Source organism: Sulfitobacter sp. SK011, assembly GCF_003352065.1.
GTDB lineage: Bacteria > Pseudomonadota > Alphaproteobacteria > Rhodobacterales > Rhodobacteraceae > Sulfitobacter.
Genome location: NZ_CP025803.1, coordinates 1,769,639 through 1,794,461, shown reverse-complemented (window position 1 = coordinate 1,794,461; position 24,823 = coordinate 1,769,639). Strand labels below are relative to the sequence as shown.

Sequence of the window (24,823 nt, the reverse complement as noted above, 5' to 3'; positions counted from 1 at the left end):
ATGGATACCTATTCATGGATGCGCCAATTCGCGGACAGCTGGATGTTGCTGGCGATGACATTGTTTTTCCTTGGTGTGATCTTGTGGGCGTTTCGCCCGGGCAGCCGCGAAACCCACAGCGACACATCGAACATCCCTTTTCGCAATGACACCTCACCGAACCGCAACAGCACCGAAGGTGACAGCGACCGCATGAAGATCGGAGGCGCACAATGACCGCCAATAAAACACCTCCCGGCCACTCCAAACCCGTTGATGACGTCACCGGCATTGAGACAACGGGCCACGAATGGGACGGCATTAAAGAGTTGAACAATCCCCTGCCCCGCTGGTGGCTGTGGTGCCTGTACCTCACCATCATCTGGGGTATCGGATATACAATTGCCTATCCGGCATGGCCCCTGATCAATGGGGCGACCTCGGGGCTGCTTGGGTATTCGACCCGCGGTGAAGTGGCACGGGATATCGAACAGTTTGAAGCGTCAAATGCAGCCCTTGATCAAAAGCTTTCAAATGTTGAATTTGCCGCTCTTGGCGAGGATGAGGCGCTTTATCACTACGCGGTGTCCTCTGGTGCAGCGGTGTTTCGCAACAGTTGTTCGCAATGCCACGGGTCCGGGGCGGCGGGGGCCAAAGGGTATCCCAACCTGCTCGACGATGACTGGCTTTGGGGCGGCACGTTTGACGACATCGTGCTGACCGTGCGCCACGGCATCCGCAATGACACCGATGATGATGCGCGGTTTTCCCAGATGCCTGCTTACGGCGAGATCCTGGAAGCAGGTGAGATTGACGCGCTGATTGAAACGGTGCGTGGCCTTGCCGGCGAAGAACATGACGCAGGCCTGGCGGCGACCGGAACTCAGATTTTCGCCGACAATTGTGCTGCGTGTCACGGCGATGCAGGCATGGGCGACCGGGAACAAGGCGCGCCGAACCTGACGGACGCGATCTGGCTTTATGGCGGCGACCGGTTGAGTTTGCGCGAGTCCATCACCAATGCACGATTCGGCGTGATGCCCGCTTGGGGACCGCGCCTGAGCGATGCGCAAGTGAACGCAGTTTCCGCCTATGTCCACCAACTGGGCGGCGGCGAACGCGACGCGCCCTGATACGCGCAGAACACTTCGGCGCATGGCTCTGTTCGCACCAAGCCCGCGCCTGAAGGAGGGGGTGTCCGAGGAGGGACGCCCCCTTTTCTATGTACGCTCGGATCCACGGATCAGTGTCTGCAAAGTGGACAAGGACGCAGGTCGTCTGAACTGCTGGGCAGGTGAACTGCACATCATCGGATCACAACCTGCACCGATAAAGATGCGCCAAATGTTGAATGTCCATTTCGCTTTGGAATGCGTCAGGATTTCTATCAAGCACCTCAAGGATCATATCACGGCGCGCGCGGCTTTCCTCCTCCGGGTTATCGGGGGGCAGCGCGCAATCGTTCGACGGCACCAGAGCTTTCCAGAGGTCTTTGAGGCGTCTCAAGATGGCTGGTCGCGGTAAAATAAGGGAGGTCACGGCTAGCTCCTTTTGGCTTTTCGGTACGGCTTTCAAGTTAGCTGACGACCCAAATTTCTGGTATCGTGTTAGATATTGTGTTGTTCTGCAAAAATGAAGAACGCGTTTCGAAACTGGACTGACCTGCGTGTGTTTCTGGCGGTTGTCAGGGAAGGCTCGACATTGGCGGCATCGCGTAAACTGGGCGTTGCCCAACCCACAGTCGCCCGGCGCATCGAAGCATTGGAAAACGAAATCGGGCTAACGCTGTTTGACCGCGATACCCGAGGGTTCAAGCCGACGAAAGAAGCGCGCAGTCTTTATCCGCTGGCAGAAGCCGTTGAAGAGGCTATCGAAAACTTTACCAGCAAGACACATGAGCTGAGCAAACGCCGACCAATCCGCATCACTGCCCCGGGCAGTTTTTCGGACCGCGTGACAGACATATTCAGCGAATTTATTGCCTTGAATCCAGGCGTCTCATTCGAGTTTATTTCCGGCTTCAAGGTGCTGGACCTCTCTGCAGGCGAAGCCGACATTGCGTTGCGGGTTGCAAAAAGCGAACCGGATGAGACACTTGTCTGCCGGAAAATCAGCACTGCAAAATGGGCATTGTTCGGAAGCCAAGGGTATGCAGACAGACACGGGCTGCCCAGCTCCCCGGAAGATTTTCAGGTCCACAAATTCGTAACTTTCCAGCACGACGACGTTCCAGACTATCTGCATGATTGGCTGTTACGCCATGCGTCGCCGGATCAAATTGTGCTGTCTGTCAGTGAAATGGGCCTGATGATGGCCTCGATCAGGGCGGGTCAGGGCCTTGGCCTTGTTAACCTGCGGCTGGCTGACTCTGATCGCTCTCTCATCCGCTGTTTTGGCGACATTGAGGAATTGTCGAGGTCAAATATGATGCTGATCGCACCGGACGCGTACCGACGCCCTGAGGTCAAAGCCTTTACCAAGTTCTTTGCGCCACGTTACGCCGCAATTTTCAAATAGCCAGACCCGAAGCCATCCCAAAACCGAGAACGCTAAACGATCAAAACCATGAATTTGTTCCGGCGGAGCGATGGCCGCAACTTTGAAGCTGATGAGGTCAGGTCACAATCGGCTCTAGTCAGGCCGTCTTTGGGGTCGGCATAGATGTCAGCTATGCGGACAAACCCGTCCTTGGGATTATCAGCTTCGCTGACGCAGCATTCTTTGGCGCATGCGGCAAAGTTTTGGGTGTAGCGCATTGCATGTCACCGAAGCGGTCGTTGAAACCTGCGTCCAGGTGCCAAACCCAAACCGCATTTTCGCTGGGACGAGATAAAACCGTCAGGTCGCGGGGCAAGTTACCGCTCGCCATAGCGAACTCATCGTCCGCTTTCATCCTCAATCTTCAGGAGAATTTCGAGAACTGACAGACGCTTCATGTTGTCCTTCTTAAGCCGTCCCGCTGTGACCAGTTGCGCATAGCCAGCGGAGTGCGTTTGGTTGCGTCGAGCGTTAGACACATGCAATCAAGCGAGTGAACTTGAACTGTGATTCGTAGTGATTTGGCCCGCCGTCAACGTACTTTGACGAGCCCACCGACTTCCAAGATGCTGCTAAGGACCTTGTCCCCCCCATCACGGTGCCGAAGTGCGCAAAAAACGTATGGCCGCCCACCGCGCATTTTCTCGCAGTCTTGTTTCATCACATCCAATGATGCGCCAACATGCGGGGCAAGATCGGTTTTGTTGATCACCAGCACGTCCGACTTGGTCAACGCAGGGCCCCCTTTGCGCGGTATATCTTCTCCTGCCGCCACATCGATTACATAGATTGTCACGTCAGCAAGTTCAGGGCTGAATGTCGCTGACAGATTATCGCCGCCGCTTTCGATCAACACGATATCAAGATCAGGATGCCGTGCACGCATCTGCGCAATAGCGGCCAAATTGATAGAAGCGTCTTCGCGAATGGCAGTGTGTGGACAGCCGCCTGTTTCGACACCGATAATACGGTCCTGTGGGAGGATTTGCATCCGCATCAATGCCTCTGCATCCTCTTGGGTGTAAATGTCATTGGTGATCACTCCAATCGAAAAGTCTGCCTGCAAGGCACGGGCAAGGCAGGCTGTCAGCGTCGTTTTACCAGCCCCAACAGGGCCGCCAATACCGATGCGCAAAGGGCCGTTAAGTCGTGTCATGAGCGGAATATCCTGGGTTGAAGGGTTTCATGTCGCATCGCGGCGATGTCGGAGAGGAAAGCCGTGCTGCTAAGATCATCCAGCGTGGTGCATTGCGTGTCTTGAACAATCTGGTCGCACATGGGGATCAGCGCCGCGAGAACCCTTTGGCCTTCGGTTTGGCCCAAAGGTACAGCACGCACCGCCGCTGATACCAAATTACTGACAAAGCCATGAAGATAGAACGCTGCGGTTAGATCGACATCCAACCGCAGCTGCGCGGCGGCATGCCCAACGGCGACAGGATAGCAAAACTCGGTCTTATCACTGCCCCAAATTGCGGAGGTTGTTTGCGAAAAAGCACTGCCCTGAAGCTGTGTTTCACGGATGCGTTCGCTGGATGCGGACACCGCGAGGGCAGTTTGGTTCACATCATCCAGAGCGGCTTGAGGGCCACTGGAATACGCCGCGCGTAACAAGATGCAATCGTTTCGCCCGCTGCCATGGCTCAGCACATAAGTGAGCCAATCTTGCAGGTCACACGCCGTGGCAATCGCGCCGCTATGAATGGCTGTTTCCAACCCATGCGAATAGGCAAAGGCACCCACAGGAAAGGCAGGCGACAACCATTGCGCAAGGATCAGAATATTGTGTTCAGTGGTCATGCGCGGTGGCGACGTGTTCGTGGGAATGGGTGCGACCATGACCATAGGCACCTCCTTCGGGGGTAAAAGGCGCGCTCACCGGATCAACAACTGCGCCAAGGTGTTCGAGCATGTGACCAATCACGGGGTCGGCTTGGATCAACAGGTGATCCGTGTTTATCTGACACGGTGTGTGACGGTTGCCGACATGCCACGCCAGTCGGACAAGGTCGGGGCCGGATACTTTATAGAGGGCTTCAACTCCGGCGGAGATCCGGATCAGCGCACCTGTATCAAGTTCCAACGCGTCGCCCTCGTCAAGCGATGTAGTTTGGGCCAGATCGACGATGAAGGGTTCGCCAGATGCCATGGTCAACCGTCTGCGGCGTAGGAACCGCTCGGTGTAATCCAACTCGCAAGTTGTTGCAGGACCATTCCAATGGCCCTTTCGGTGTAGGGTTTGCGCGATAGGAAGCTGTGTCATAAGGGCCTCTCAGAACATGAAATAGCGCTGCGCCATCGGCAGTACTTCGGCGGGTTGGCAGGTCAACAGAACGCCGTCCGCACGGACCTCATAGGTCTCTGGATGCACATCTATCTGTGGTAGGGCATCGTTCAGGATCATGTCTGCCTTGCCGATGCTGCGCGTATTTTTGACAGCGACGGTTTGCTTGGCTAGGCCGAGCGTATCACCAATACCCGCATCTTGCGCGGCACCGGAGACAAAGCTGACCGATGTATTGCGCAACGCAGAGCCATAGGCACCAAACATCGCGCGGCTGTAGACCGGTTGTGGTGTGGGGATCGACGCATTCGGGTCACCCATTTGCGCCACAACAATACTGCCCGCCATCAAAACCATCTCTGGCTTTACCCCAAAGAACGCCGGATTCCACAGTGCCAGATCGGCGCGCTTGCCCACGGAAATATCACCGATGACATGGCTCACCCCTTGAGCAATCGCGGGATTAATCGTGTATTTCGCAATATAGCGGCGGACGCGCATGTTGTCGTTATCGCCGGTTTCCTCCGCCAACGGCCCACGCTGTTTCTTCATCTTGTCTGCTGTTTGCCATGTTCGGATAAGGACTTCACCGACGCGCCCCATGGCTTGTGAATCGGACGCGATGATCGAAAATGCACCCATGTCATGCAAGATATCCTCGGCTGCGATCGTCTCGCGTCGAATGCGACTTTCGGCAAAGGCGATGTCCTCGGGGATGGAATTATCAAGGTGGTGACAGACCATGAGCATGTCCAGATGCTCTTCGAGCGTGTTCACAGTGAAGGGTCGCGTTGGGTTCGTCGAAGATGGCAGGACGTTGGCATCACCGCAAATCTTGATGATGTCAGGCGCATGGCCACCGCCCGCCCCTTCGGTATGAAACGCATGGATTGTACGACCCCTCATCGCGGCAACTGTATGCTCGACAAAGCCGCTTTCATTCAGGGTATCGGTGTGGATCATCACTTGTACGTCCATGTCGTCAGCCACCGACAGGCAGCAATCAATCGCAGCGGGTGTGGTTCCCCAATCCTCGTGCAACTTCAGCGCGCAGGCACCTGCGTCGACCATTTCGACCAATGCGGCGGGTTGGCTGGCATTGCCTTTACCCGAAAGGCCGATATTCATCGGAATGCCATCAAACGACTGCAACATCCGCCCGATATGCCATGGGCCCGGCGTGCAGGTGGTTGCCAGCGTGCCATGGGCGGGACCGGTGCCTCCGCCAAAACAAGTGGTCACGCCAGAGTGGAGTGAATCCTCCATTTGCTGGGGGCAGATAAAGTGGATGTGGCTGTCCATGCCACCTGCGGTCAAGATGCGGCCTTCGCCTGCGATCACCTCAGTGCCGGGACCGACGATGATATCGACACCCGACTGTGTATCGGGGTTGCCTGCCTTGCCGATAGCATGGATCAGTCCGTCCTTCAGTGCCACATCGGACTTGTATATGCCGGAGTGATCAACGATCAGCGCGTTTGTGATCACTGTATCGACAGCACCACCCGCGCGGGAGACTTGGGACTGCCCCATGCCGTCACGGATGGTTTTGCCGCCGCCGAACTTTACCTCTTCACCGTATGTGGTCAGGTCGCGCTCCACCTCGATGATCAGATCGGTGTCGGCAAGGCGTAGCTTGTCGCCGGTGGTAGGGCCATACATGGCGGCATATTGCGCGCGTGGGATTTCAACAGGCATTATAAATCTCCCATAACGTCGCCATTAAAACCGAAAATCCGCCGCGCGCCGCCAATGGGGATCAACTGAACCTCGCGGCGCTGGCCGGGCTCAAAACGAACGGCGGTGCCGGAAGCGATATCGAGGCGCAGGCCACGCGCAGAGGCACGGTCAAATTCCAACGCGGGGTTGGTCTCGGCGAAATGATAGTGACTGCCGACTTGAACGGGGCGGTCACCGGTGTTGGCGATCATCAGAGTGATCGCTTGCGTTCCCGCATTCAGGATCACCATGCCCTTGGGCGGAAATACTTCGCCGGGGATCATTTGCGCGGCCAAGCTATGAGTGCGCTAGAGCCGATCAAAAGCAATCCAGCAGCCAACGGCATCCAGTCCGGATAGGTCAGATGATTGTGCAAATGTGAAACCTCATGTGACGCAGCGGCGGTGGCCAGAAGGCTCAAAGGTAAGCTGTGCAGGATACGGTTCATCTCAAGTTCTCCTAGGGTGCTCAACGAATGGGATCATGCACGGTGACCAGCTTGGTCCCGTCGGGAAAGGTGGCCTCGACTTGCACGTCGTGGATCATCTCGGCGATGCCCTCCATACATTGATCGCGGGTCACGATATGGCCACCGGCTTCCATCATGTCTGCCACGGACCGCCCGTCCCGCGCGCCCTCGACAACCGCATCCGCGATCAGCGCAATCGCTTCGGGGTGGTTCAGCTTGACACCACGCGCAAGGCGTTTGCGCGCCACTTCGGCGGCCATGGCGATCAGCAGTTTGTCTTTTTCGCGGGGAGTGAGTTGCATGGATTACAGTCTCCAGGACGTTGGTAAAGTGTTCTGTGTCAGATGGTTGAGGATAGGAATGAGAGTGCGGCGCAGCTCGAAGCTGTCCCGAGCAAGCTGGCGGATCACCAGCACATCCTCGGCCAGCATGCTTGCCCCCGCGGTTTCGGGCAGCAGGGCGCGGACGGGCTTTAGATGGGCAGCAGCAGCAGGTGACACCATCACGACGCTTGCCACGGCACCAGCACCACCGGCGATGGCGGGGCGGGCCAGATGTGCGGTCGCGTCGCCGTGCAGGTCTATTCCGTCAATATAAAGCGGGGACCCCTCGCGGGTGATCCTGATGCGGTCTTGAAACCTGACATCACGCAAGAATTCGGGCATAGCAGCGCGGCCAAAGACGACGGGTTCTACCATCAAAAGGCGCGCTTGGGGTTTGAGATCAATACGCAAACGCCGCCGCAACGCGCAGCCATCGAACAGGATAAGCTCTTGCGGCAGCCAGTTCAGACTGGCCCCATCGTGCACTGATATATCCGTCGTGACGCGACCAATCTCGTCGATTTGGGCGCGATACGCCCGCTCAGCGGCTTGGGTGGTAATGTTTAAAGCGGCACCGGTTTGCACCTCGATGTTGAGCGAAAACGTATCGCCACCCGTGATGCCTCCGGCTGTATTGAGCAAGATCACCTCAGCATCAGGCCTATGGGTCTTCGGAAACACCAGCTTGAGCGATCCTGACTGGCGCAGGTCGCGCAGGCGGGTAATGTCGTTTTCATCACCGTAAACAGACAGCTTTCCCGTGCCGATTGCACGCGGCTGTGACAGGCCCGATGCGGGCTGTTCGATATGTAGAGATTGGTTGATGAGCAGCCTCGGCAGTCTGTGGTGTTGCCCGTATTTCCATCATACTGAGGCGAAAGGGGGCAGAGATTAGCATCTAAATACACACCAAAATCGCTCAAACTATCATTTTTGCGGCACATCGCGTCAAATTCGCCCAAGATTTGAGCATCCTATGATGGTGGTTGATTTTGTCCAAAGACAAATTTGCCCTTCGTGCTGCAACGCAGCAACCATGGCACATCCCCAACCGTCGAATCGCGACGGCGCAGATATGGGGTGTGTGACGACCGGATGAATTGGACCTCAGACCAGCCGCCACACGGATTGCAACATTTAAGTTGCAGGGAACAGCTAATGCCCATGTCTTGCGAGAGCAAGATGCGGCGGTTGTCCCTGCAAGGAGAGATCACATGAAAACGACAACTGCTCTTGCCGCCACCCTTGCCACGCTTGCGGCCCTGCCTGCCATGGCCGCTGATTGCCCGATCAAAGTGGGTGTGCTGCACTCGCTATCCGGCACAATGGCGATTTCTGAGACCACATTGAAGGACACGATGGAGATGCTGATTGACCAGCAAAACGCCAAAGGTGGTGTTCTGGGCTGTCAGCTTGAAGCGGTTGTTGTCGACCCGGCCTCTGACTGGCCGCTCTTCGCAGAAAAGGCCCGCGAATTGCTGACGGTTCAAGAGGTCGACGTCATTTTTGGCAACTGGACTTCTGTGTCGCGTAAATCTGTGCTGCCCGTTATCGAAGAGCTGAACGGTTTGCTGTTCTACCCCGTGCAATACGAGGGTGAGGAAAGCTCCAAGAACGTGTTTTACACAGGTGCTGCACCAAACCAACAGGCTATCCCTGCAACGGATTACTTTCTCGAAGAGCTCGGCATTGAAAAATTCGCGCTGCTCGGGACCGACTATGTCTATCCACGCACCACAAACAATATTCTCGAAGCCTACCTGAAATCCCAAGGCATCGCGGACACTGATATCTTTGTGAACTACACGCCATTTGGCCATTCTGACTGGTCTAAGATCGTGGCCGATGTTGTGGCTCTTGGCGCGGACGGAAAAAAGGTTGGTGTGATCTCAACCATCAACGGCGATGCGAACATCGGCTTCTATAAAGAACTGTCGGCGGCGGGTATCTCAGCGGATGACATTCCGGTTGTGGCTTTCTCAGTTGGGGAAGAAGAATTGTCCGGTCTGGACACAAGCAACCTCGTCGGGCATCTCGCCGCGTGGAACTATTTCCAATCCGCAGACACACCTACCAACGACGAATGGATCGCCGCGTGGAAAGAGCGCATGGGCGAAGAACGCGTGACCAACGACCCAATGGAAGCGCATTACATCGGCTTCAACATGTGGGTGAACGCAGTTGAGGCTGCGGATAGTGCTGAAGTAGACGCCGTGCGCACGGCGATGTACGGGCAGGAATTCCCGAACCTGACCGGCGGCACAGCCGTCATGCTGCCCAACCACCACCTCGCCAAGCCGGTGCTGATTGGCGAAATCACGGCAGAGGGCCAGTTCGATATCATCAGCCAGACCGCTGAGGTGCCCGGCGATGCATGGACTGACTTCCTACCAGAATCCGCCAAGTTGGTGTCGGATTGGAAGGACTTGGGCTGCGGTATGTACAATGCCGAGACAAAGAACTGCGTGCAGACTTTGTCCAACTACTGACCCAACTGCGAGGGCACGCCTCAGCGTGCCCTCCACCTCTTATTTCCCGGAATTGAATTATGAAGATCTTGCTGCTGGCCTTGTGCTTTGCGCTGTCCTTTGGCCACTTGGCAACGGCCCAGACGACACCCGTTCAAGACGTGTTGCAAAGCCAGCGTGCGTTGATCGAGAAAAGTTCTCGCCGCTCAATTGGCCCCGCGATTGACGCGCTGGTGGCAAGCGGATTGCCGCAGATGCAGACTGTGTTCGAGGTCTGGCAGGCCAAGGAGATGTGGCAGCGTAAGGCGGATGGTTTGTTTTTTGCTGCGACCAAGAACGCGGATGGCACCTTTACGCTCCTAGACTTCGAGGATCGCGGCGAGGTTGGCACCGCGGCCTCTACCGATTTGAAACAACTCAAACCCAACAGCGGTGTGCGGGCAATGATCGCGACGGCGCTTGTGCAATTCCAACTGTCCGATCCTGACCCCGCCAAACGCGCCGATGCGCTGAACTCGATTGCCCGTGATCCCGAGGTGGCGTTGCTGGCACCGCTGCGTGGCTCCATCGCAGGCGAAACGGATGAAGATATTCTGGCCCGCAAGACGCGGTTGGAGCGGTTGATGACCATGGCCTACGACAACGATATACCCAGCCGGGTGGCGGCGATTACCGAGATGTCCGGAGATCTGGGAGTTGATTTTCGCGCAACGCTGAACCCGATCCTGAGCACCACAAGAGTTGTCGCCCAAACTCAACCGGATGCGAATATCGCACAAGAGGTCAATGTCGGCAGTGACACGCTGACACGCGCTGACGCCTATGCGCTATTGGTTGCGGCGGGTGATGCGCCTGTCGAGATCACGGTGGATGCCCGCGACGCCACGCTTGAAGCGCAGATCGATGGGGGTCGGATCGCCGGTTTTCCAGTTGCGCAACTGTCCACGGAAAATGCTCGCGACAAAGTGTATGATGCGCTGGTTGAGCGTGGCTTAGCGGCTCCTCGAGTGACGCAGGCGGACATTGCCGCAAGCCTTGCTTCCTATCGTTTCTTTGACGTCTACGCAGAACCGTCGCAAGTCGTAACCAATGCCGCCGAGGCCGCCGTTTCTGCGTCACAGACCCGCGTGGCGATCAGTCAGGTAGCTGATCTGGGGCTCGATGCACTCTCGCTCGCTTCGATCTATTTCCTTGCTGCGATTGGCCTTGCCATTACCTTTGGCGTCATGGGCGTGATCAACATGGCGCATGGTGAATTCATCATGATGGGGGCCTACACTGGATATGTCGTGCAGCAATTTGTGCCCAACCACACTGCCTCAATCCTGATCGCGGTGCCTTTGGCTTTTGCTGTGACCTTCGCCGCTGGCGTCGCCCTTGAACGACTTGTTGTGCGCTGGCTCTACCATCGTCCGCTTGAAACATTGCTGGCAACTTTCGGCGTCTCCATCGCGCTGCAACAACTGGCGAAGAACATTTTTGGCACGCAGGCACGCCCGCTGACCTCGCCCCCTTGGCTGGACGGCGCTTGGGCCATCAACGATGTGGTGTCCATCAGCTATATCCGTATCGCGATCTTTGTCCTCGCGTTTCTTTTTTTAGCGCTGTTCCTGTTCATCATGAAGCTGACGCGGCTGGGTCTTGAGACCCGCGCGGTTACCCAGAACCCGAAGATGGCAGCAAGCATGGGGATCAATCCCGACCGCGTAAACATGCTGACCTTTGGGCTTGGCTCTGGTATCGCGGGCATTGCAGGGGTGGCCATCGGGCTGTTCGCCAAGGTCACTTCTGAGATGGGCAGCGACTATATCGTCCAAAGTTTTATGACCGTCGTTGTCGGCGGTGTTGGCAACATCTGGGGCACGTTGGCGGGGGCTGCGATGATTGGCGGCTTCCAGAAGGGTGTCGAATTCCTGAACCCTTCAAACACCTTGGCGGCACAGACCTATATGATCATCTTTATCATTATTTTCATTCAGTTCCGGCCAAGGGGCATTATCGCCCTCAAAGGCCGCGCGGCGGGGGATTAACGCCATGCATAGATCCTTCATTGCGCGCAACCCGTCGGTCTTGATCTTCCTCGCCATATTGGCGCTCTTCACGCTGGGGGTCACGGTACTGTCCGAAGGCTTTGGCATCGGCCTCATCTCAACCAGTTTCGTCAAAGTCTTGGGCAAGACGCTGTGCTTGTGCCTGATCGCAATCGCGATGGACCTGATCTGGGGGTATGCGGGTATCCTGTCGCTGGGCCATTTCGCGTTCTTCGGTCTTGGAGGTTACATGATCGGCATGTGGTTGATGTATGAACGCACCCGCCAGATCGTCGTGAACTCCCTGTCAGATGGGGTGTTGCCGCCCACACCCGAAGAGATCACCGCAGGCATCGGCAACCAGATTTTCGGTGTCGTGGGCAGCAGTGACTTCCCGCTGATCTGGGCCTTCGCCGACAGTCTGGTTTTGCAACTGGCCTTTGTGGTGTTGGTCCCCGGCATCCTCGCGCTGGTGTTCGGCTGGCTGGCGTTTCGCAGCCGCGTCACGGGCGTGTATCTGTCGATCCTGACCCAAGCGATGACACTGGGCCTGTCACTCTATCTCTTTCAAAACGCCAGCGGATTGCGCGGCAACAACGGCTTGTCGGGGCTACAAAACCTTCCTGGCATCACAGCTCCGCAATCGGTGGTCTCATTATGGTTTTTCTGGGCCTCGGCACTGGCCCTCGGGCTGGGCTATCTACTGGTGGCATGGGTTGTCTCCGGCAAATTTGGCTCCGTCATTCGGGGCATTCGCGACAACGAAGCGCGCGTGCGGTTTCTGGGGTATTCGGTTGAGACCTACAAGTTGGCCGTTTTCACGCTCACTGCTTGTATCTCTGGCATCGCGGGGGCGCTGTATTACCCGCAAGCAGGCATCATCAATCCCGCCGAAGTCGCCCCAATTGCCTCGATCTACCTCGCCGTTTGGGTGGCCATCGGTGGGCGCGGCAGGCTTTACGGAGCGGTGATCGGTACGGCGTTTGTCAGTCTTGTGTCCAGTTGGTTTACAGGCGGTCAGGCACCGGATGTGCCGCTTGGGTTTTACACGGTTAAATGGGTGGATTGGTGGCTCGTCCTACTGGGCCTCAGCTTTGTTTTGGTCACTTTATACGCCCCGAACGGCATCGGCGGCTTGATCGATTTGCTGAAACGCAAGCACAAGGAAACAGACGCATGAGCACGCTTCTCGAAGTCTCGGGTGTCACCGCCAGTTTTGACGGGTTTCGCGCCATCAACAACCTGTCGTTCCAAATCGCCGATGCAGAGTTACGCGCTGTGATCGGACCGAATGGGGCGGGCAAGACGACGTTCATGGATATCGTTACCGGCAAGACCAAACCTGATACAGGGCACATTCTGTGGGGCGACAAGAGCCTATCGCTGATCGGCATGTCGGAGGCCAAGATCGCCCAAGCTGGTATTGGTCGGAAGTTCCAAAAGCCGACAGTGTTTGAGGAACAAACCGTGCAGGAAAATCTGATGATGGCCCTGCTAAAAGACCGCGCGCCCCTGGCCGTATTGTTTTTCAAACCCTCGAAAACGGACTTTACCCGCGTTAAAGAACTCGCCGATCAGATCGGCCTCGCCGACGCGTTGTTGCGCGTGTCGGGAGAGCTGAGCCACGGGCAGAAACAATGGCTGGAGATAGGTATGTTGCTGGCACAGGAACCGCAACTCCTGTTGGTGGATGAACCCGCAGCGGGCATGACCCCTGCGGAGCGTGAAAAAACCACGGCCATCCTTGTGGACGCCGCCAAGACCCGCGCGGTCGTTGTGGTCGAACACGATATGGAGTTTGTGAGGCGTCTCAACTGCAAGGTCACTGTGCTGCATGAAGGCGCTGTCCTTGCGGAAGGCTCGCTTGATCATGTCACCAAAAACCAAGACGTCATCGACGTTTATTTGGGACGATAGAATATGTTGGACGTAAAAAACCTCACCCTACACTATGGCAATTCGCAAGTTCTTTATGATATCTCAATGCATGCCAGATTGGGTGAGGTGACCTGTGTTATGGGCACCAATGGTGTCGGTAAAACCAGTCTGCTCAGGGCGATTTCCGGCACGCATCCGCGCTCAACCGGGGATATCACATTTGACGGTAAACTGTTGGATCAGTCAGGGGCGCATAAGATGGCCCAGATGGGTGTCGGCTATGTCCCGCAGGGGCGTGATATTTTTCCATTGCTGACAGTGCGCGAAAACCTGCAAACGGGATTTTCGTGCCTGTCCAAATCAGAGCACTTTATCCCCGACGATATCTTTGAGCTTTTCCCGGTTTTGAAAGAAATGGCGCACCGTCGCGGTGGCGATCTGTCGGGTGGGCAACAACAACAACTGGCCATTGCCCGTGCGCTGATCACCAAGCCAAAACTACTGTTGTTGGATGAGCCAACGGAAGGCATCCAGCCCAACATCATTCAACACATCGGAAAAGTCATAAGCCTGCTGCGTGACCGTGGGGATATGGCGATTATCTTGGTCGAGCAGTACTTTGATTTCGCATTTGAACTGGCGGATCAGCTTGTTGTTCTGAGACGCGGCGAAATAATAAAGAACGCCACCAAAAACCAGATCACGCGTGAAGACATATTAGCGGTAGTGTCGGTCTAAATTGTAATTTCTGAACTTGGCTCCTTAAATATTGTCATCCTCTGCTTCAAACACTTCCAACGCGGCGTTCAGCGCGTTGATCGCCGACGGGAAGCCGCCATAGAGTGCCATCTGCCAGATGGCTTCTGCGATTTCTTCCAAAGATAATCCGGCTTTGCGCCCGCCTGCTATATTGACCATCAGCTGTGGTCTTGTCTGACAACCCAATGCGGTCAAAGCAGCGATTGTCGCCAGATACCGGTCACGCAGGGGTAAACCAGGTCGGGCATATTGGCGACCATAAGCGAAGTCGACGACACCCTCGGCCATACCGGGGAGGAGGTTGCCGTAGCGCGCATTAAGCGCTTCTTCCATCCCAGGGTTCAAACGTTCAGAGAGTTCTCTGCCTATTTGTGTTGTATCTTTCGCCATAGTTCTTCCTACTTTCAGAAATTTTCACGCGCCAGCGATCAAGACCCGGTCATTTGAAAATTAGGGACGTCCCGGAATTGACGCAAAAGGAAATCAATGAACGCACGTGTTTTAGGAGCGAGGTTGCGCTTGTCGGCAAACATGATGGCAATGTCTGTACTCGGCGGTGTGAATTCCGTCAGAACATGGACCAACTCACCCGACTGGAACTTTTGATCCGCCATGTAACAGGGCAGCCGTGCAATACCGATCCCAGCAAGCGCTGCGCGATAGATAACGTCAGTGCTGTTTCCCTCAAAACGTCCCTTTGCTTCGAAGCCTTGGTCATTGAATGGCTCGGGGTTGTCCCAGGAGTTCCGCTCGCTATTTCCAGCAATCCTAAGGCAATTATGCTCTCTCAGTTCTTCGAAACTTTGGGGGGTTCCGCACCGTTCCAGATAGGCAGGTGACGCACACAAAACCCGACGGCTCTGCATGATGCGACGGACCATGATGTCAGGAATTTTGCGCTGTTCGGCGAAACATATGGCGGCGTCAAAGCCCTCGCTCTGCAAATCGACAACGCGATCTGTAAGCTCCAATGAGACTTGAACGTCGGGATTTTCCTCTAGAAATGCAGGCAAAACAGGGATCAACTGAGACTTACCAAACGCAACGCTGGATGCGATTTTGAGCATCCCACGCGGGATACCGTCCAAGTTCAGGATTAGCGCTTCGGCCTCTTTGTACTTTTCCGCCATGGCTTTGCACTTTTCGTAGAATTCCTGACCTTCCTGTGTCGGTGTCACGCCCGTTCTGGTCCGATTAAGCAAACGGTAGTGAACCTGATCCTCAAGCAGACCAATTTGTTTGCTGACCGCAGAGGGCGTCTGTCCGATGTTGCGTGCCGCAGCCGAAATGCTGCCGCGTTCGACAACAGTCGCAAAGGTCAACATCTGCGCAGAAATATCCATTTTACATCACTTCCCTGTGCCAATCCGGAACAGGCCCTTTGCCAAATCGCCCAATTGTGAGCGCTACCAAATACTCGTATCTCTGCAGTGCAGCATAAATACTGCATCGCAGCAATAGACGAGGTAATCACATGGCAGTTACACGATCAAATTCTGGGCTAGATGTCGTTTTGGATGCTGGCCGCTCAATCTTTCATCAAAAGCGTGATCAGATCCGACAGGCGCTGGCCAAGCGTAGGGTTTATCGCACCACGTTTTTCGAACTCGCGGCGCTCACGGACCGTGATCTGAGAGATCTGGGCATTCCACGCAGCAACATCAAGCGATTGGCTTTGGAGGCAGCATATGGCCTTTAATTCACATACGGCCGGACCTGACACCGGTCACGCAGCCACCGCTTTGACCTCTTTGTCAAAGATGGCGCATGGCTTTGTCTCTATACTGGTGCGGTTTATGGCTAAAGCGCACTCCGCAATGAGAACCCTTCAAATGGCCCGGATGCTGTCGACGCTCTCGAACATGAGCGACCATCAGCTTGCCCAGATCGGCATCCAGCGCTCCGACATACCCAAGTATGCAGAAACATTGATGGCTGAGGAATAGAGGACAGGCCGATCGGTCTGAGGAATACACGAAAAGTGCTGGTTCTCGCTCCTCCCAGAGTAAGCCAGCACGAGCGGCGGCGGCAACAAAACCAACAGGGAACGCCAATGCGCAGGGCCAGCATCTTCACCTCCTCCCGAAGATGCTGGCCCAAATTTTTGGGCAGACAGGAGGCTCAAGCAATGCGTCTCAACAGACATCCTCAGGAGATTCTGGTCAGTCGTCTCTATGCGGCCAACCAAGACAAAATTCGGGATCACTTTCTACGTCTCGATATCCTATCCCGCCGCGCGCGGTTTTGTGGTGCGATCAGTGACTATCGCATCCTAGAATATGCAAAGAACATCTTTCGTGGTGACAGCATGGTCTGTGGCGCTTCTGTCGACGGTCAGTTGCGGGGAATTGTCGAACTGCGCGGCGATTTTCATTCCTGGCCTACAACGAAAGAAGCTGCATTTTCTGTTGAACCTGACTGGCAGAATATTGGGATAGGAGATGCGTTGTTTGAACGTATGTTCGCAATGGCCCAGAACCGTGGTGTCAGGACCATTCAGATGATGTGCCTGAAAGAAAACAGCCGCATGAGGCACCTTGCGACAAAGCACCACACTTTGTTGCGCAGCAATCACGATGCGGTTGATGCTGTCCTCCATCCCTATTGGCCAACACTCGAGTCTGTAATGAAAGAGGTCGTCGGAGAAACCAGGGGCTACGCTCACAGGCTATTTGAATGAAGCAGCCGTTCTGGGGAGCTGCAGCGAAATCATCCATTGCCCCGCATCTTACCTGATTAGCCATCATGAAGCGAAAGTCGGTTTATCCTAGACTGGTCGTCCGCGCAGCTTATGGCCGCAAAGAGCCCATGTGCTACTGAAAGTGCCTAATTCTTAAGCACCATTGCTGCGGCGCAGAAAGCCCTCCTATTTTCTCTTTCAGACTCAGTCCAAGACTGCGCAAAATCGCAGTGGACTAGGTTAGTCCTCTGCTGATGATGGGAGTTGCTATGAAGAGCTACCAAGAAAGCACCATTGAGTTCGCCAGCTTCATCTTCGAACAACAGAAGGTGGCTTGCTATGGGTTACTTAACAACGCCGGTGGAAACACAACTGTACTCAACTTTCCAAATGAGAGCGCAGCGGTCTCGTTTCAGATGGCCTTTCTTAACAATCGAAACTTCCAACTGATCCAAAATGATGCCCAGTTGATCTGCTTTGCAGACTACGAAACCGTAATGCACAGATCAGAAGATGATGCCCGCGTTCGGCACCTCAACTATAGCCGCGACTTCATGCTGGGTACGCTTGCACACATTTCATAGCGAAAGATCGGCCTTTTCCAACATGCAAGCGGCGCGCTTCGGGCGTCTTTCGTTTGATCCTTTCTCGTTGCTGTAGAATGGCTTTATCCCGACCGAAAAAGGCGTCAGCGGGTGTGACTTTGTTGATGCTCTCGTGGTATCGCTGGTGGTAGGACCAGAGCGCGGTCTATGGCGTCCAGCTCGGCCTTGATGGCGTCAGCGGTACTCTGAGCGGCCTAGTGTTTGCCCGCTATCTCGCCGCGCTTCATGTTGCGACGCGTCGAAACTATCAACCGGTATGAAATTAGCGAACGGCAACTAAGTCCGCACTCTGAGTTCGCCCGCAGATCCTCGCTGCGGTCTGCATGAATGACCGCTTTTCACGCTGCGTGGCGGCAACGGAGTTTACGCTCATGCAGCATTTTTCGTGCTGCAAGCGCACGCAGCACGAAAAGTGAATTCACAGGTTGGGCTCCAACCCGACCTTTACCGCCCAACGTACCCCTTAAATTTCTTGACCCAGATCAAAGCGGCCCCTGCCCCCATCCTTCATAACACCCGTGCGAACAGACCCAGCTAGATGGACCGATTCCTATGGCCGATGCGCCTCCTCCCCTTTACGCCCCGCGCGAGCCGATCTTTCCGCGCCGTGTCACAGGATTTTTCCGCTCCCTGAAATGGTGGATCATGGGGGTGACGCTGGGCATCTATTACCTGCTGCCCTGGCTGCGCTGGGATCGGGGACCGAACCTGCCCGATCAGGCCGTGCTGGCCGATCTGGCAAGCCGGCGATTTTTCTTTTTCTGGGTCGAGATATGGCCCCACGAATTTTATTTCGTGGCCGGGTTGCTGATCATGGCAGGGCTTGGGTTGTTCCTGTTTACCTCGGCTCTGGGCCGCGTGTGGTGTGGCTACGCCTGCCCGCAGACGGTCTGGACCGATTTGTTCATCCTGGTCGAACGCTGGATTGAGGGCGACCGCAACGCGCGGTTGCGGCTGTTTAAGGCCAAGTGGGATTTTCGAAAATGGCGGCTGCGGGTCAGCAAATGGATTGTCTGGTTGATGATCTCAATCGCCACAGGCGGTGCCTGGGTTTTCTATTTCACCGACGCCCCCAGCCTGGCCCGCAATCTGGTGACGCTTGACGCGCCTGCGGTGGCCTATTTCTCAATCGCGATCCTTACTGCGACGACCTTTATCTTTGGCGGGTTCATGCGCGAACAGATTTGCATCTACATGTGCCCCTGGCCGCGCATTCAGGCCGCGATGATGGACGAAGGCACGCTTACTGTCGGTTACCGCGACTGGCGCGGCGAGCCACGTGGCAAACATCGCAAAGGCGCGCGTGCCGCCGCCGCCACCCGCACCGCAACCGCCTATGCCGAAGAAACCGTTGCAGAAGAAGCCCCGCAACAAGGCGATTGCATTGATTGCATGGCCTGCGTGAACGTCTGCCCGATGGGCATCGACATTCGCGATGGGCAGCAGCTCGAATGTATCACCTGTGCGCTGTGCATTGATGCCTGTGATGACGTGATGGACAAGATTGGCAAGCCACGCGGTCTGATCGACTATCTTGCCCTTGAGGATGTCCCGCCCCCTGATCTTTCACCAGCCGATGACACCTGGAAACCCCGCCCCTGGTGGCAACATGTCCTGAAAGCGCGCACCATCCTTTACACGGTGTTGTGGTCGGCAGTTGGCCTTGGCCTGCTCTTTGCGCTTTTTGTGCGCTCGGATATCGAACTGACCGTGTCCCCGGTGCGCAACCCGACGTTTGTGATGCAAAGCGACGGGGCGATCCGCAATATCTATGACGTGCGCCTGCGCAACAAATCTGGTGAAGATCGGGCGTTGCGTTTATCACTGACCTCGGATGAGACTTTGGACATCGCGCTGCAGGGAGAGACCGGTTTGGACGTCACAGTGCCCGCTGACACAACATTCCTGCAGCGAGTCTATGTCACGGCCAGCCGCGATGCCCCCGCAGCACTGGCGGACCGGACCGATCTGCGGCTTTGGGTCGAAGACGTCGACGCGGACATTCGCGCCAGTGTTGGCACGGTATTCAACGGAAAGGGCGGCGAATGAAACGGACACTGACAGGATGGCACGTATTTGCGATGTTTGTTGGGGCCTTTACCGTCATTATCGGCGTGAACCTGACGCTCGCCTTTCAGGCCGTTACAACCTTTCCGGGGCTGGTGACCAAGAACTCCTATGTCTCCAGCCAGGAATTTGACGCCGACCGGACCGCTCAGGATGGGTTGGGCTGGGACGTTGGGGCAAAGGTCAAAGGCGGCATGCTGCACCTGATCATAACCGATGCTGCCGGTACGCCGGTGCAGCCCACTGTGGTAAGCGCAACACTTGGTCGTGCAACCCATGTCGCCGATGATGTCAATCCGGCGTTTTCGTGGACAGGTGCCGATCTGACCGCCCCCGTCAGCGTGTCACCGGGCTATTGGACCTTGTGGCTGAACCTTGAGGCTGAGGACGGCACCCCGTTTCGACGGCGCATTCCGATGCAGATCAAGGCACCCTGATGGCACTTGCGGAACGCCCCTCGATTGTTGCCTGTCCGGCCTGTGTTGCCACACCGGCCGCACGCACGCGCGAACAGGGTGCGGCGGGGGGTGAGACGCTTCACCTATCACTGCCGGCCATCCATTGCGCTGGCTGCATTGCCACGGTTGAACGGGGCCTGCTGGCGCGGGAGGACGTGCGGCGCGCGCGCGTGAACCTGAACCGAAAGCAAGCGACACTCACTGTGACACCGGGGACGTTGCCCGAAGCGCTTATCGACCATCTGGCAACTTTGGGGGTGCAGGCCAATCTGCTGGACAGCGGCGCGCTTGGCACAGCCAATGACACCCAAGGACGGGCATTGTTGTTGCGGATCGCCATCGCGGGGTTTGCGATGATGAACGTGATGCTGATGTCCGTCGCCGTATGGTCCGGTGCCGGAGAGGCCACGCGCACGTTGTTTCATTGGCTGTCTGCCGCGATTACCCTGCCCGCCATCGGATATGCAGCACAGCCGTTTTTCAGCAATGGCTGGCAGGCCCTGCGCGTGGGTCGGTTGAACATGGACGTGCCGATTTCGCTGGCGCTGATCCTTGCCACGGCGATGTCACTTTACGAGACTGCCGCAGGCGGGGCGGATGCCTATTTTGACGCGGCTCTGTCGCTGACGTTTTTCCTGCTTGTGGGCCGTTATCTGGATCACCGTTGCCGCACGTCGGCCCGGTCTGCCGCCGCAGAACTGGCCGCATTGGAAGTTCCCCGCGTCACCCGCCTGACCGACGCAGGGCGTGAAGTCATCAATCTGTCAGAGGCAGTGATTGGGGATAAGATCATTGTTCTGCCCGGCGGTCGTATTCCCGTCGACGGGATCGTGATTGACGGGGCCAGCGACATCGACCGCGCCCTGCTGACCGGTGAAAGCCTGCCCATCGCAGCCAGTGCCGGGACCCAGTTGAGCGCGGGTGAGGTGAACCTGACCGGCCCGCTGACCTTGCGTGCCACTGCCGTGGGCGACGATACCACGTTGCGGCGCATGGTGACGATGATTGACGCAGCTGAATCGGCGCGCAACCGCTATACCGCGCTGGCGGACCGGGCGGCAGCGATCTACGCCCCGTTGGTGCATCTGCTGGCGCTTGTAACATTTATCGGATGGTTCGCTTTGGCCGCTGACGCGCGGCTGGCACTCAACATCGCCATTGCAGTGTTGATCATCACCTGCCCCTGCGCGCTTGGTCTGGCCGTACCAGCGGTGTCGACAGCGGCGGCGGGGCGGTTGTTTCGACGTGGCCTGTTGGTCAAGGACGGCACCGCGCTGGAACGGATGTCCAAGACCGATACAGTGGTCTTTGACAAGACCGGGACCCTGACCGAAGGACAACTGCAAATTGCCGCGTTGAGCGGGTTCAGCGACGATGAGCGTGCCGTCGCTTTGGCCTTGGCCCAGAACTCCAGCCATCCGGTGTCGCGCGCGATTGCCCTTGGGCTGGCCGAGGATGCCCCGGCAGCCGTTTCACAGATCAACGAAAAGCCAGCCAATGGGGTGACAGGCCAGTGGCAAGGGCAGACTGTGGCGCTTGGCTCTGCCACATTTGTCGGGGCTACGCCAAACGATCTGCATGGTGCATGGCTGCGGATTGGCGACAGCGCGCCGGTGTTCTTGCCGCTTGTTGCGCGCCTGCGCGAAGGGGCTGATGAGGCGATCAGGAAACTTGTCGATGACGGCCTTCAGGTGCATCTGATCTCAGGGGATAACGATGCGGCGACGCGCACCCTCGCGCACGCCCTGAATATCGACAATTGGCACGCCGATCAGCGCCCCGAGGACAAAGTCGCCTACCTGAACAGACTAGCGGCTGAGGGGCGTTATGTGTTGATGGTCGGTGATGGTTTGAACGATACCGGTGCATTGGCAGCGGCGCATGCGTCACTCTCGCCCGCCTCCGCCGTGGATGCGGCACGCGCAGCGTCGGATGTGGTGATGTTGGGTCAAAGTCTGGCTGCGTTGCCTGAACTGATCACCACCGCCAAGCAGGCCAAGTCCCGCATCCTTGAGAATTTCGCGATTGCCGCGGGGTATAACGCGTTGGTCATCCCCTTTGCGATGGCTGGCTTTGTGACCCCGTTGCTGGCGGCGATCGCAATGTCGACCTCATCGATCACAGTATTGCTCAACGCAATGCGCCTGACATGGGGCGGACGAAAGTGAACATCCTTGTCATCCTGATCCCGGTATCGCTTTGCCTTGGCGCATTGGGTTTGATCGCCTTTTTATGGAGCCTGCGGGCCGATCAATATGACGACATGGACGGGGCCGCGTGGCGGATATTGCTGGACGACGATGCGGTGCCAGATGATGAAAAAGCCGATGACGGCAAAGCCTAACCTTATGTGTCTCGCAAAGCGCCCTTGATGGCGTCAGGCAGCAAAGACGTCGTACCGATTTGCGCCAGTGTGATGCTGCTTTCATCGCGCAACACATCCCAAAGACGGTGCAACCCCTCTTCACCGCCCGCAGCAATGGCAAATTGCATGATGCGGCCAAGGAAGGTGAAATTCGCGCCCAAAGCATAGGCTTTGATCACATCCTCGCCTGATCGCAATCCAGTGTCGAAGAACAGCGGGAAATCAGGGCCAACGGCATTGCGTATTTCGCGCAGCATAAGGATGGGTGATGGTGCACTTTCCAATTGCCGCGCACCATGGCTTGAGACCTGCACCGCATCAACGCCTGCATCGCGCATTGCAATGGCATCCTCGGCGTCCAGCACCCCTTTGACCACCAGCTTGCCGGGCCACATGTCGCGCAGACGGGCAAGCGTGTCCCGGTCTGCTTTGGATCGGCTTTCCTTGCGGTCAAATTCGAAACCCGGCATGTCAAAGTTCGCCATCTGGGGTCGGCCTTTGAATAGGGCCGTGAGCGACCAGCGTGGGTGCAGCGCAAAATCGACAAATTGTTTGGGGCCAATCTTGAACGGCATGGTAAATCCATGACGCAGTTCGCGCGGTCTGCGGCCCACTTCCGGCACGTCAACAGTCAGGATGATTGTCTCGTAGCCTGCAGCCTTGGCACGTTCGACCAGTTTGAAGGTTCCGGTGCCATCGCCGCTGAAATAAAGCTGAAACCACGCGTTGCCCTCGGCCGTCTCGATCAGCGGTTCCATCGCGGTTGAGGCAACGGTGGACACGCCCAGCGGTACTTTTTCACGCGCCGCAAGCCGCGCCAGCATCATATCTGCGCCGGGGCCTGCAAGGTTGCACATGCCCATCGGGCTGATGCCAAACGGCGCGCCCGCCGTCCCCCCAAAAAGTGGCACAAACAGCGACCGCTTGCTGACATCGCGCAGTATACGCGGGCGAAACTCCAGCGCGTCAAAGGCCGCGCGGTTCCGCACGGCCCCGGTTTCTGCCCCCGCGGCACCGTCGATATAGTCAAACACCATCCAAGGCAGACGGCGGCGCGCAATGCGCCGGGCATCCGCGCTTGAATGGATGTTTGACGCCATATCAGCTTGCCACAGCTTTCATGAACCGGTCGCGGATCACGACAGGATCCATGGTGATCACCGGCAGCTTAATGTTGCCGCTGTCACATTTGGACACGATGATGGTCATCTTTTTGCTGTCGATGGCCGCCTGCAAAACCTTGCCGGTGTCCACGTCCTGACAGACGACGACGTTCTCGCAGCCACAGGCCTCGGCCACTTTTTCAAGCTTGGTTTTCTTGCCCGCATAGGTCGGCTGATCCCCGGTTGAGCCATAAGACCCGTTATCGATGATAAGCAGAATGAAGTTATCGGTGACGTTGTTGGCAATCGTCGGCAAGGTGCCAAAGTTGGTCAGAACCGACCCGTCCCCGTCGATGGAGATCACGGTCTTGGGCTGTGCCATCGCCAGACCAAAACCGATGGAGGACGACAGCCCCATGGTGCCCAGCATGTAAAAGTTTTTCTCGTTGTCGTCGATCATATGCAGCTCCTGGCTGGGCAGACCGATGTTACAGACGACCAATTGGTCACGAAGGATGGGCGCGATTTCGCGCAGGATTTCAGAACGTATCATTGGTCGCCGTAGCCTCCCCAGAAAGATGCGTCCGTCAGGATCGCAACAGGTTTGTTGCACATGAATGTGTATTTCAGGATCGCATCCAGTTCGGACGCGTCAGACTCTTTGTGGAAGTGATAGGTCGGGATGAGGAACTGGGCCAACAGCGCCTTGGTGTGCACGGCCATCTCGACCTGACAGGCCACAGGTTCGCGCAATTCACCCCGGTAGCTGATCAGCATCGGCAGCGGCATGCGGTAGAACTGCGTGAGCGTGGCAAGGGTGTTCAAAGTCACACCAATTGCCGTGTTCTGCATGATGATGGCCGGGCGTTTACCGCCCATAAAGGCACCGGCGCACAGGCCCATGCCTTCGTCTTCCTTGTTTGAGGGGACGTGATGGATTTCCGGGCGGGCCTCGACCTCGTCGATCACGCCGGCCAATTGCTTGCATGGCACTGTCGTGATGAACGACACGTCGTTGGCGACGAAATCATCAACGATCTTTTTGCTAATGGACACGTTGTTGTCTCTCCTTTGGGCGCGCATTTTCGTGGCGCGGAT

The 24,823-nt window shown here is 56.6% G+C and carries 31 protein-coding genes; 16 read left to right on the top strand and 15 right to left on the bottom strand.

Features of this window, described 5'->3' with window-relative positions; translation table 11 throughout:
* Entirely contained in the window at nucleotides 1-216 is a 216-nt protein-coding gene (locus C1J02_RS08815; RefSeq protein WP_114878234.1) for a cbb3-type cytochrome c oxidase subunit 3, read from the top strand.
* The gene (gene ccoP, locus C1J02_RS08810) at nucleotides 213-1,112 is read left to right on the top strand and encodes a cytochrome-c oxidase, cbb3-type subunit III (RefSeq protein WP_114878233.1); all 900 of its coding nucleotides are present in this window, start codon (nucleotides 213-215) and stop codon (nucleotides 1,110-1,112) included. The genes C1J02_RS08815 and ccoP overlap by 4 nt, the downstream gene beginning before the upstream one ends.
* A gap of 181 nt (nucleotides 1,113-1,293) precedes the next feature.
* On the opposite strand, the gene C1J02_RS20865 is transcribed toward ccoP, so the two are convergent.
* Nucleotides 1,294-1,518 (bottom strand): hypothetical protein, encoded by a 225-nt coding sequence (locus C1J02_RS20865; protein ID WP_162798286.1) that lies wholly within the window; start codon nucleotides 1,516-1,518, stop codon nucleotides 1,294-1,296.
* Between the two features lie 93 nt (nucleotides 1,519-1,611).
* Here C1J02_RS20865 and C1J02_RS08800 point away from each other — a divergent pair, with 93 nt between their 5' ends.
* The gene (locus C1J02_RS08800) at nucleotides 1,612-2,496 is read left to right on the top strand and encodes a LysR family transcriptional regulator (RefSeq protein ID WP_114878231.1); all 885 of its coding nucleotides are present in this window, start codon (nucleotides 1,612-1,614) and stop codon (nucleotides 2,494-2,496) included.
* Between the two features lie 32 nt (nucleotides 2,497-2,528).
* On the opposite strand, the gene C1J02_RS08795 is transcribed toward C1J02_RS08800, so the two are convergent.
* From C1J02_RS08795 to C1J02_RS08760, 9 genes are all read right to left on the bottom strand, one after another.
* Nucleotides 2,529-2,735, bottom strand: a complete 207-nt coding sequence (locus C1J02_RS08795) for a hypothetical protein (RefSeq protein ID WP_114878230.1) — start codon at nucleotides 2,733-2,735, stop codon at nucleotides 2,529-2,531.
* Nucleotides 2,736-3,049: 314 nt separating this feature from the next.
* Complete coding sequence (ureG, locus tag C1J02_RS08790; RefSeq protein WP_114878229.1) at nucleotides 3,050-3,673, bottom strand: urease accessory protein UreG; 624 nt, start codon at nucleotides 3,671-3,673, stop codon at nucleotides 3,050-3,052.
* The gene (locus C1J02_RS08785) at nucleotides 3,670-4,362 is read right to left on the bottom strand and encodes an urease accessory protein UreF (protein WP_368073777.1); all 693 of its coding nucleotides are present in this window, start codon (nucleotides 4,360-4,362) and stop codon (nucleotides 3,670-3,672) included. Before C1J02_RS08785 ends, ureG begins: the two co-directional genes overlap by 4 nt.
* Complete coding sequence (locus C1J02_RS08780) at nucleotides 4,307-4,780, bottom strand: urease accessory protein UreE (protein WP_114878227.1); 474 nt, start codon at nucleotides 4,778-4,780, stop codon at nucleotides 4,307-4,309. The genes C1J02_RS08785 and C1J02_RS08780 overlap by 56 nt, the downstream gene beginning before the upstream one ends.
* A gap of 9 nt (nucleotides 4,781-4,789) precedes the next feature.
* Nucleotides 4,790-6,499: an urease subunit alpha gene (gene ureC / locus C1J02_RS08775; protein ID WP_114878226.1), complete on the bottom strand. Its 1,710-nt coding sequence runs from the start codon at nucleotides 6,497-6,499 to the stop codon at nucleotides 4,790-4,792.
* On the bottom strand, nucleotides 6,499-6,804 hold the full coding sequence (locus C1J02_RS08770) for an urease subunit beta (protein ID WP_114878225.1): 306 nt from the start codon (nucleotides 6,802-6,804) through the stop codon (nucleotides 6,499-6,501). Before C1J02_RS08770 ends, ureC begins: the two co-directional genes overlap by 1 nt.
* Entirely contained in the window at nucleotides 6,801-6,968 is a 168-nt protein-coding gene (locus C1J02_RS20860) for a hypothetical protein (RefSeq protein WP_162798285.1), read from the bottom strand. The genes C1J02_RS08770 and C1J02_RS20860 overlap by 4 nt, the downstream gene beginning before the upstream one ends.
* 20 nt (nucleotides 6,969-6,988) lie before the next feature.
* Entirely contained in the window at nucleotides 6,989-7,291 is a 303-nt protein-coding gene (locus tag C1J02_RS08765; protein ID WP_114878224.1) for an urease subunit gamma, read from the bottom strand.
* A gap of 3 nt (nucleotides 7,292-7,294) precedes the next feature.
* Complete coding sequence (locus C1J02_RS08760; RefSeq protein ID WP_254693247.1) at nucleotides 7,295-7,993, bottom strand: urease accessory protein UreD; 699 nt, start codon at nucleotides 7,991-7,993, stop codon at nucleotides 7,295-7,297.
* 533 nt (nucleotides 7,994-8,526) lie between these two features.
* Here C1J02_RS08760 and urtA point away from each other — a divergent pair.
* Genes urtA through urtE form a run of 5 tightly spaced genes read left to right on the top strand, consistent with a single transcriptional unit; the run spans nucleotide 8,527 to nucleotide 14,426 of the window.
* A complete protein-coding gene (urtA, locus tag C1J02_RS08755) occupies nucleotides 8,527-9,801 on the top strand; it encodes an urea ABC transporter substrate-binding protein (RefSeq protein ID WP_114878222.1) in 1,275 nt (424 codons plus the stop codon).
* Between the two features lie 59 nt (nucleotides 9,802-9,860).
* The gene (urtB, locus tag C1J02_RS08750) at nucleotides 9,861-11,810 is read left to right on the top strand and encodes an urea ABC transporter permease subunit UrtB (RefSeq protein ID WP_114878221.1); all 1,950 of its coding nucleotides are present in this window, start codon (nucleotides 9,861-9,863) and stop codon (nucleotides 11,808-11,810) included.
* Nucleotides 11,811-11,814: 4 nt separating this feature from the next.
* Nucleotides 11,815-12,990 (top strand): urea ABC transporter permease subunit UrtC, encoded by a 1,176-nt coding sequence (urtC, locus tag C1J02_RS08745; RefSeq protein WP_114878220.1) that lies wholly within the window; start codon nucleotides 11,815-11,817, stop codon nucleotides 12,988-12,990.
* The gene (gene urtD, locus C1J02_RS08740; RefSeq protein WP_114878219.1) at nucleotides 12,987-13,727 is read left to right on the top strand and encodes an urea ABC transporter ATP-binding protein UrtD; all 741 of its coding nucleotides are present in this window, start codon (nucleotides 12,987-12,989) and stop codon (nucleotides 13,725-13,727) included. Before urtC ends, urtD begins: the two co-directional genes overlap by 4 nt.
* A 3-nt stretch (nucleotides 13,728-13,730) precedes the next feature.
* A complete protein-coding gene (urtE, locus tag C1J02_RS08735; protein ID WP_114878218.1) occupies nucleotides 13,731-14,426 on the top strand; it encodes an urea ABC transporter ATP-binding subunit UrtE in 696 nt (231 codons plus the stop codon).
* 24 nt (nucleotides 14,427-14,450) lie between these two features.
* Here urtE and C1J02_RS08730 read toward each other — a convergent pair whose 3' ends face one another.
* Nucleotides 14,451-14,837 carry a carboxymuconolactone decarboxylase family protein gene (locus C1J02_RS08730; protein WP_114878217.1) on the bottom strand — a complete coding sequence of 129 codons (387 nt, stop codon included), beginning with the start codon at nucleotides 14,835-14,837 and terminating at the stop codon, nucleotides 14,451-14,453.
* 38 nt (nucleotides 14,838-14,875) lie between these two features.
* On the bottom strand, nucleotides 14,876-15,790 hold the full coding sequence (locus C1J02_RS08725; RefSeq protein WP_114878216.1) for a LysR family transcriptional regulator: 915 nt from the start codon (nucleotides 15,788-15,790) through the stop codon (nucleotides 14,876-14,878).
* Nucleotides 15,791-15,921: 131 nt separating this feature from the next.
* On the opposite strand from C1J02_RS08725, the gene C1J02_RS08720 reads away from it, so the two are divergent.
* The 8 genes from C1J02_RS08720 to ccoS all read left to right on the top strand — a co-directional run bounded on the left by C1J02_RS08720 (nucleotide 15,922) and on the right by ccoS (nucleotide 22,601).
* On the top strand, nucleotides 15,922-16,146 hold the full coding sequence (locus tag C1J02_RS08720; protein ID WP_114878215.1) for a DUF1127 domain-containing protein: 225 nt from the start codon (nucleotides 15,922-15,924) through the stop codon (nucleotides 16,144-16,146).
* Entirely contained in the window at nucleotides 16,136-16,393 is a 258-nt protein-coding gene (locus tag C1J02_RS08715) for a DUF1127 domain-containing protein (RefSeq protein WP_254693246.1), read from the top strand. The genes C1J02_RS08720 and C1J02_RS08715 overlap by 11 nt, the downstream gene beginning before the upstream one ends.
* A 182-nt stretch (nucleotides 16,394-16,575) precedes the next feature.
* Entirely contained in the window at nucleotides 16,576-17,127 is a 552-nt protein-coding gene (locus tag C1J02_RS08710) for a GNAT family N-acetyltransferase (protein WP_205389888.1), read from the top strand.
* Between the two features lie 269 nt (nucleotides 17,128-17,396).
* Nucleotides 17,397-17,711 (top strand): hypothetical protein, encoded by a 315-nt coding sequence (locus C1J02_RS08705; protein ID WP_162798283.1) that lies wholly within the window; start codon nucleotides 17,397-17,399, stop codon nucleotides 17,709-17,711.
* Nucleotides 17,712-18,284: 573 nt separating this feature from the next.
* Nucleotides 18,285-19,781 (top strand): cytochrome c oxidase accessory protein CcoG, encoded by a 1,497-nt coding sequence (gene ccoG / locus C1J02_RS08700; RefSeq protein WP_114878212.1) that lies wholly within the window; start codon nucleotides 18,285-18,287, stop codon nucleotides 19,779-19,781.
* Nucleotides 19,778-20,236, top strand: a complete 459-nt coding sequence (locus C1J02_RS08695; protein ID WP_114878211.1) for a FixH family protein — start codon at nucleotides 19,778-19,780, stop codon at nucleotides 20,234-20,236. Before ccoG ends, C1J02_RS08695 begins: the two co-directional genes overlap by 4 nt.
* Nucleotides 20,236-22,425: a heavy metal translocating P-type ATPase gene (locus C1J02_RS08690; RefSeq protein ID WP_114878210.1), complete on the top strand. Its 2,190-nt coding sequence runs from the start codon at nucleotides 20,236-20,238 to the stop codon at nucleotides 22,423-22,425. The genes C1J02_RS08695 and C1J02_RS08690 overlap by 1 nt, the downstream gene beginning before the upstream one ends.
* On the top strand, nucleotides 22,422-22,601 hold the full coding sequence (gene ccoS, locus C1J02_RS08685; protein ID WP_114880477.1) for a cbb3-type cytochrome oxidase assembly protein CcoS: 180 nt from the start codon (nucleotides 22,422-22,424) through the stop codon (nucleotides 22,599-22,601). Before C1J02_RS08690 ends, ccoS begins: the two co-directional genes overlap by 4 nt.
* 2 nt (nucleotides 22,602-22,603) lie before the next feature.
* Here ccoS and C1J02_RS08680 read toward each other — a convergent pair whose 3' ends face one another.
* The 3 genes from C1J02_RS08680 to C1J02_RS08670 are packed head-to-tail and all read right to left on the bottom strand — an operon-like array spanning nucleotide 22,604 to nucleotide 24,781.
* A complete protein-coding gene (locus C1J02_RS08680) occupies nucleotides 22,604-23,722 on the bottom strand; it encodes an alpha-hydroxy acid oxidase (protein WP_114878209.1) in 1,119 nt (372 codons plus the stop codon).
* A 1-nt stretch (nucleotide 23,723) separates the two neighbouring features.
* Complete coding sequence (comE, locus tag C1J02_RS08675) at nucleotides 23,724-24,278, bottom strand: sulfopyruvate decarboxylase subunit beta (protein WP_114878208.1); 555 nt, start codon at nucleotides 24,276-24,278, stop codon at nucleotides 23,724-23,726.
* Complete coding sequence (locus C1J02_RS08670; RefSeq protein ID WP_114878207.1) at nucleotides 24,275-24,781, bottom strand: thiamine pyrophosphate-binding protein; 507 nt, start codon at nucleotides 24,779-24,781, stop codon at nucleotides 24,275-24,277. Before C1J02_RS08670 ends, comE begins: the two co-directional genes overlap by 4 nt.
* Between the last annotated feature and the right edge of the window lie 42 nt (nucleotides 24,782-24,823).

Excerpts from the sequence above, each read along its gene's own strand:
- C1J02_RS08815 (WP_114878234.1), top strand. The coding sequence starts at position 1 with ATGGATACCTATTCATGGATGCGCCAATTCGCGGACAGCTGGATGTTG.
- ccoP (WP_114878233.1), top strand. The coding sequence starts at position 213 with ATGACCGCCAATAAAACACCTCCCGGCCACTCCAAACCCGTTGATGAC.
- C1J02_RS08800 (WP_114878231.1), top strand. The coding sequence starts at position 1,612 with ATGAAGAACGCGTTTCGAAACTGGACTGACCTGCGTGTGTTTCTGGCG.
- C1J02_RS08795 (WP_114878230.1), bottom strand. The coding sequence starts at position 2,735 with ATGCGCTACACCCAAAACTTTGCCGCATGCGCCAAAGAATGCTGCGTC.
- ureG (WP_114878229.1), bottom strand. The coding sequence starts at position 3,673 with ATGACACGACTTAACGGCCCTTTGCGCATCGGTATTGGCGGCCCTGTT.
- C1J02_RS08785 (WP_368073777.1), bottom strand. The coding sequence starts at position 4,362 with ATGGTCATGGTCGCACCCATTCCCACGAACACGTCGCCACCGCGCATG.
- C1J02_RS08780 (WP_114878227.1), bottom strand. The coding sequence starts at position 4,780 with ATGACACAGCTTCCTATCGCGCAAACCCTACACCGAAAGGGCCATTGG.
- ureC (WP_114878226.1), bottom strand. The coding sequence starts at position 6,499 with ATGCCTGTTGAAATCCCACGCGCGCAATATGCCGCCATGTATGGCCCT.
- C1J02_RS08770 (WP_114878225.1), bottom strand. The coding sequence starts at position 6,804 with ATGATCCCCGGCGAAGTATTTCCGCCCAAGGGCATGGTGATCCTGAAT.
- C1J02_RS20860 (WP_162798285.1), bottom strand. The coding sequence starts at position 6,968 with ATGAACCGTATCCTGCACAGCTTACCTTTGAGCCTTCTGGCCACCGCC.
- C1J02_RS08765 (WP_114878224.1), bottom strand. The coding sequence starts at position 7,291 with ATGCAACTCACTCCCCGCGAAAAAGACAAACTGCTGATCGCCATGGCC.
- urtA (WP_114878222.1), top strand. The coding sequence starts at position 8,527 with ATGAAAACGACAACTGCTCTTGCCGCCACCCTTGCCACGCTTGCGGCC.
- urtB (WP_114878221.1), top strand. The coding sequence starts at position 9,861 with ATGAAGATCTTGCTGCTGGCCTTGTGCTTTGCGCTGTCCTTTGGCCAC.
- urtC (WP_114878220.1), top strand. The coding sequence starts at position 11,815 with ATGCATAGATCCTTCATTGCGCGCAACCCGTCGGTCTTGATCTTCCTC.
- urtD (WP_114878219.1), top strand. The coding sequence starts at position 12,987 with ATGAGCACGCTTCTCGAAGTCTCGGGTGTCACCGCCAGTTTTGACGGG.
- urtE (WP_114878218.1), top strand. The coding sequence starts at position 13,731 with ATGTTGGACGTAAAAAACCTCACCCTACACTATGGCAATTCGCAAGTT.
- C1J02_RS08730 (WP_114878217.1), bottom strand. The coding sequence starts at position 14,837 with ATGGCGAAAGATACAACACAAATAGGCAGAGAACTCTCTGAACGTTTG.
- C1J02_RS08725 (WP_114878216.1), bottom strand. The coding sequence starts at position 15,790 with ATGGATATTTCTGCGCAGATGTTGACCTTTGCGACTGTTGTCGAACGC.
- C1J02_RS08720 (WP_114878215.1), top strand. The coding sequence starts at position 15,922 with ATGGCAGTTACACGATCAAATTCTGGGCTAGATGTCGTTTTGGATGCT.
- C1J02_RS08715 (WP_254693246.1), top strand. The coding sequence starts at position 16,136 with ATGGCCTTTAATTCACATACGGCCGGACCTGACACCGGTCACGCAGCC.
- C1J02_RS08710 (WP_205389888.1), top strand. The coding sequence starts at position 16,576 with ATGCGTCTCAACAGACATCCTCAGGAGATTCTGGTCAGTCGTCTCTAT.
- C1J02_RS08705 (WP_162798283.1), top strand. The coding sequence starts at position 17,397 with ATGAAGAGCTACCAAGAAAGCACCATTGAGTTCGCCAGCTTCATCTTC.
- ccoG (WP_114878212.1), top strand. The coding sequence starts at position 18,285 with ATGGCCGATGCGCCTCCTCCCCTTTACGCCCCGCGCGAGCCGATCTTT.
- C1J02_RS08695 (WP_114878211.1), top strand. The coding sequence starts at position 19,778 with ATGAAACGGACACTGACAGGATGGCACGTATTTGCGATGTTTGTTGGG.
- C1J02_RS08690 (WP_114878210.1), top strand. The coding sequence starts at position 20,236 with ATGGCACTTGCGGAACGCCCCTCGATTGTTGCCTGTCCGGCCTGTGTT.
- C1J02_RS08680 (WP_114878209.1), bottom strand. The coding sequence starts at position 23,722 with ATGGCGTCAAACATCCATTCAAGCGCGGATGCCCGGCGCATTGCGCGC.
- comE (WP_114878208.1), bottom strand. The coding sequence starts at position 24,278 with ATGATACGTTCTGAAATCCTGCGCGAAATCGCGCCCATCCTTCGTGAC.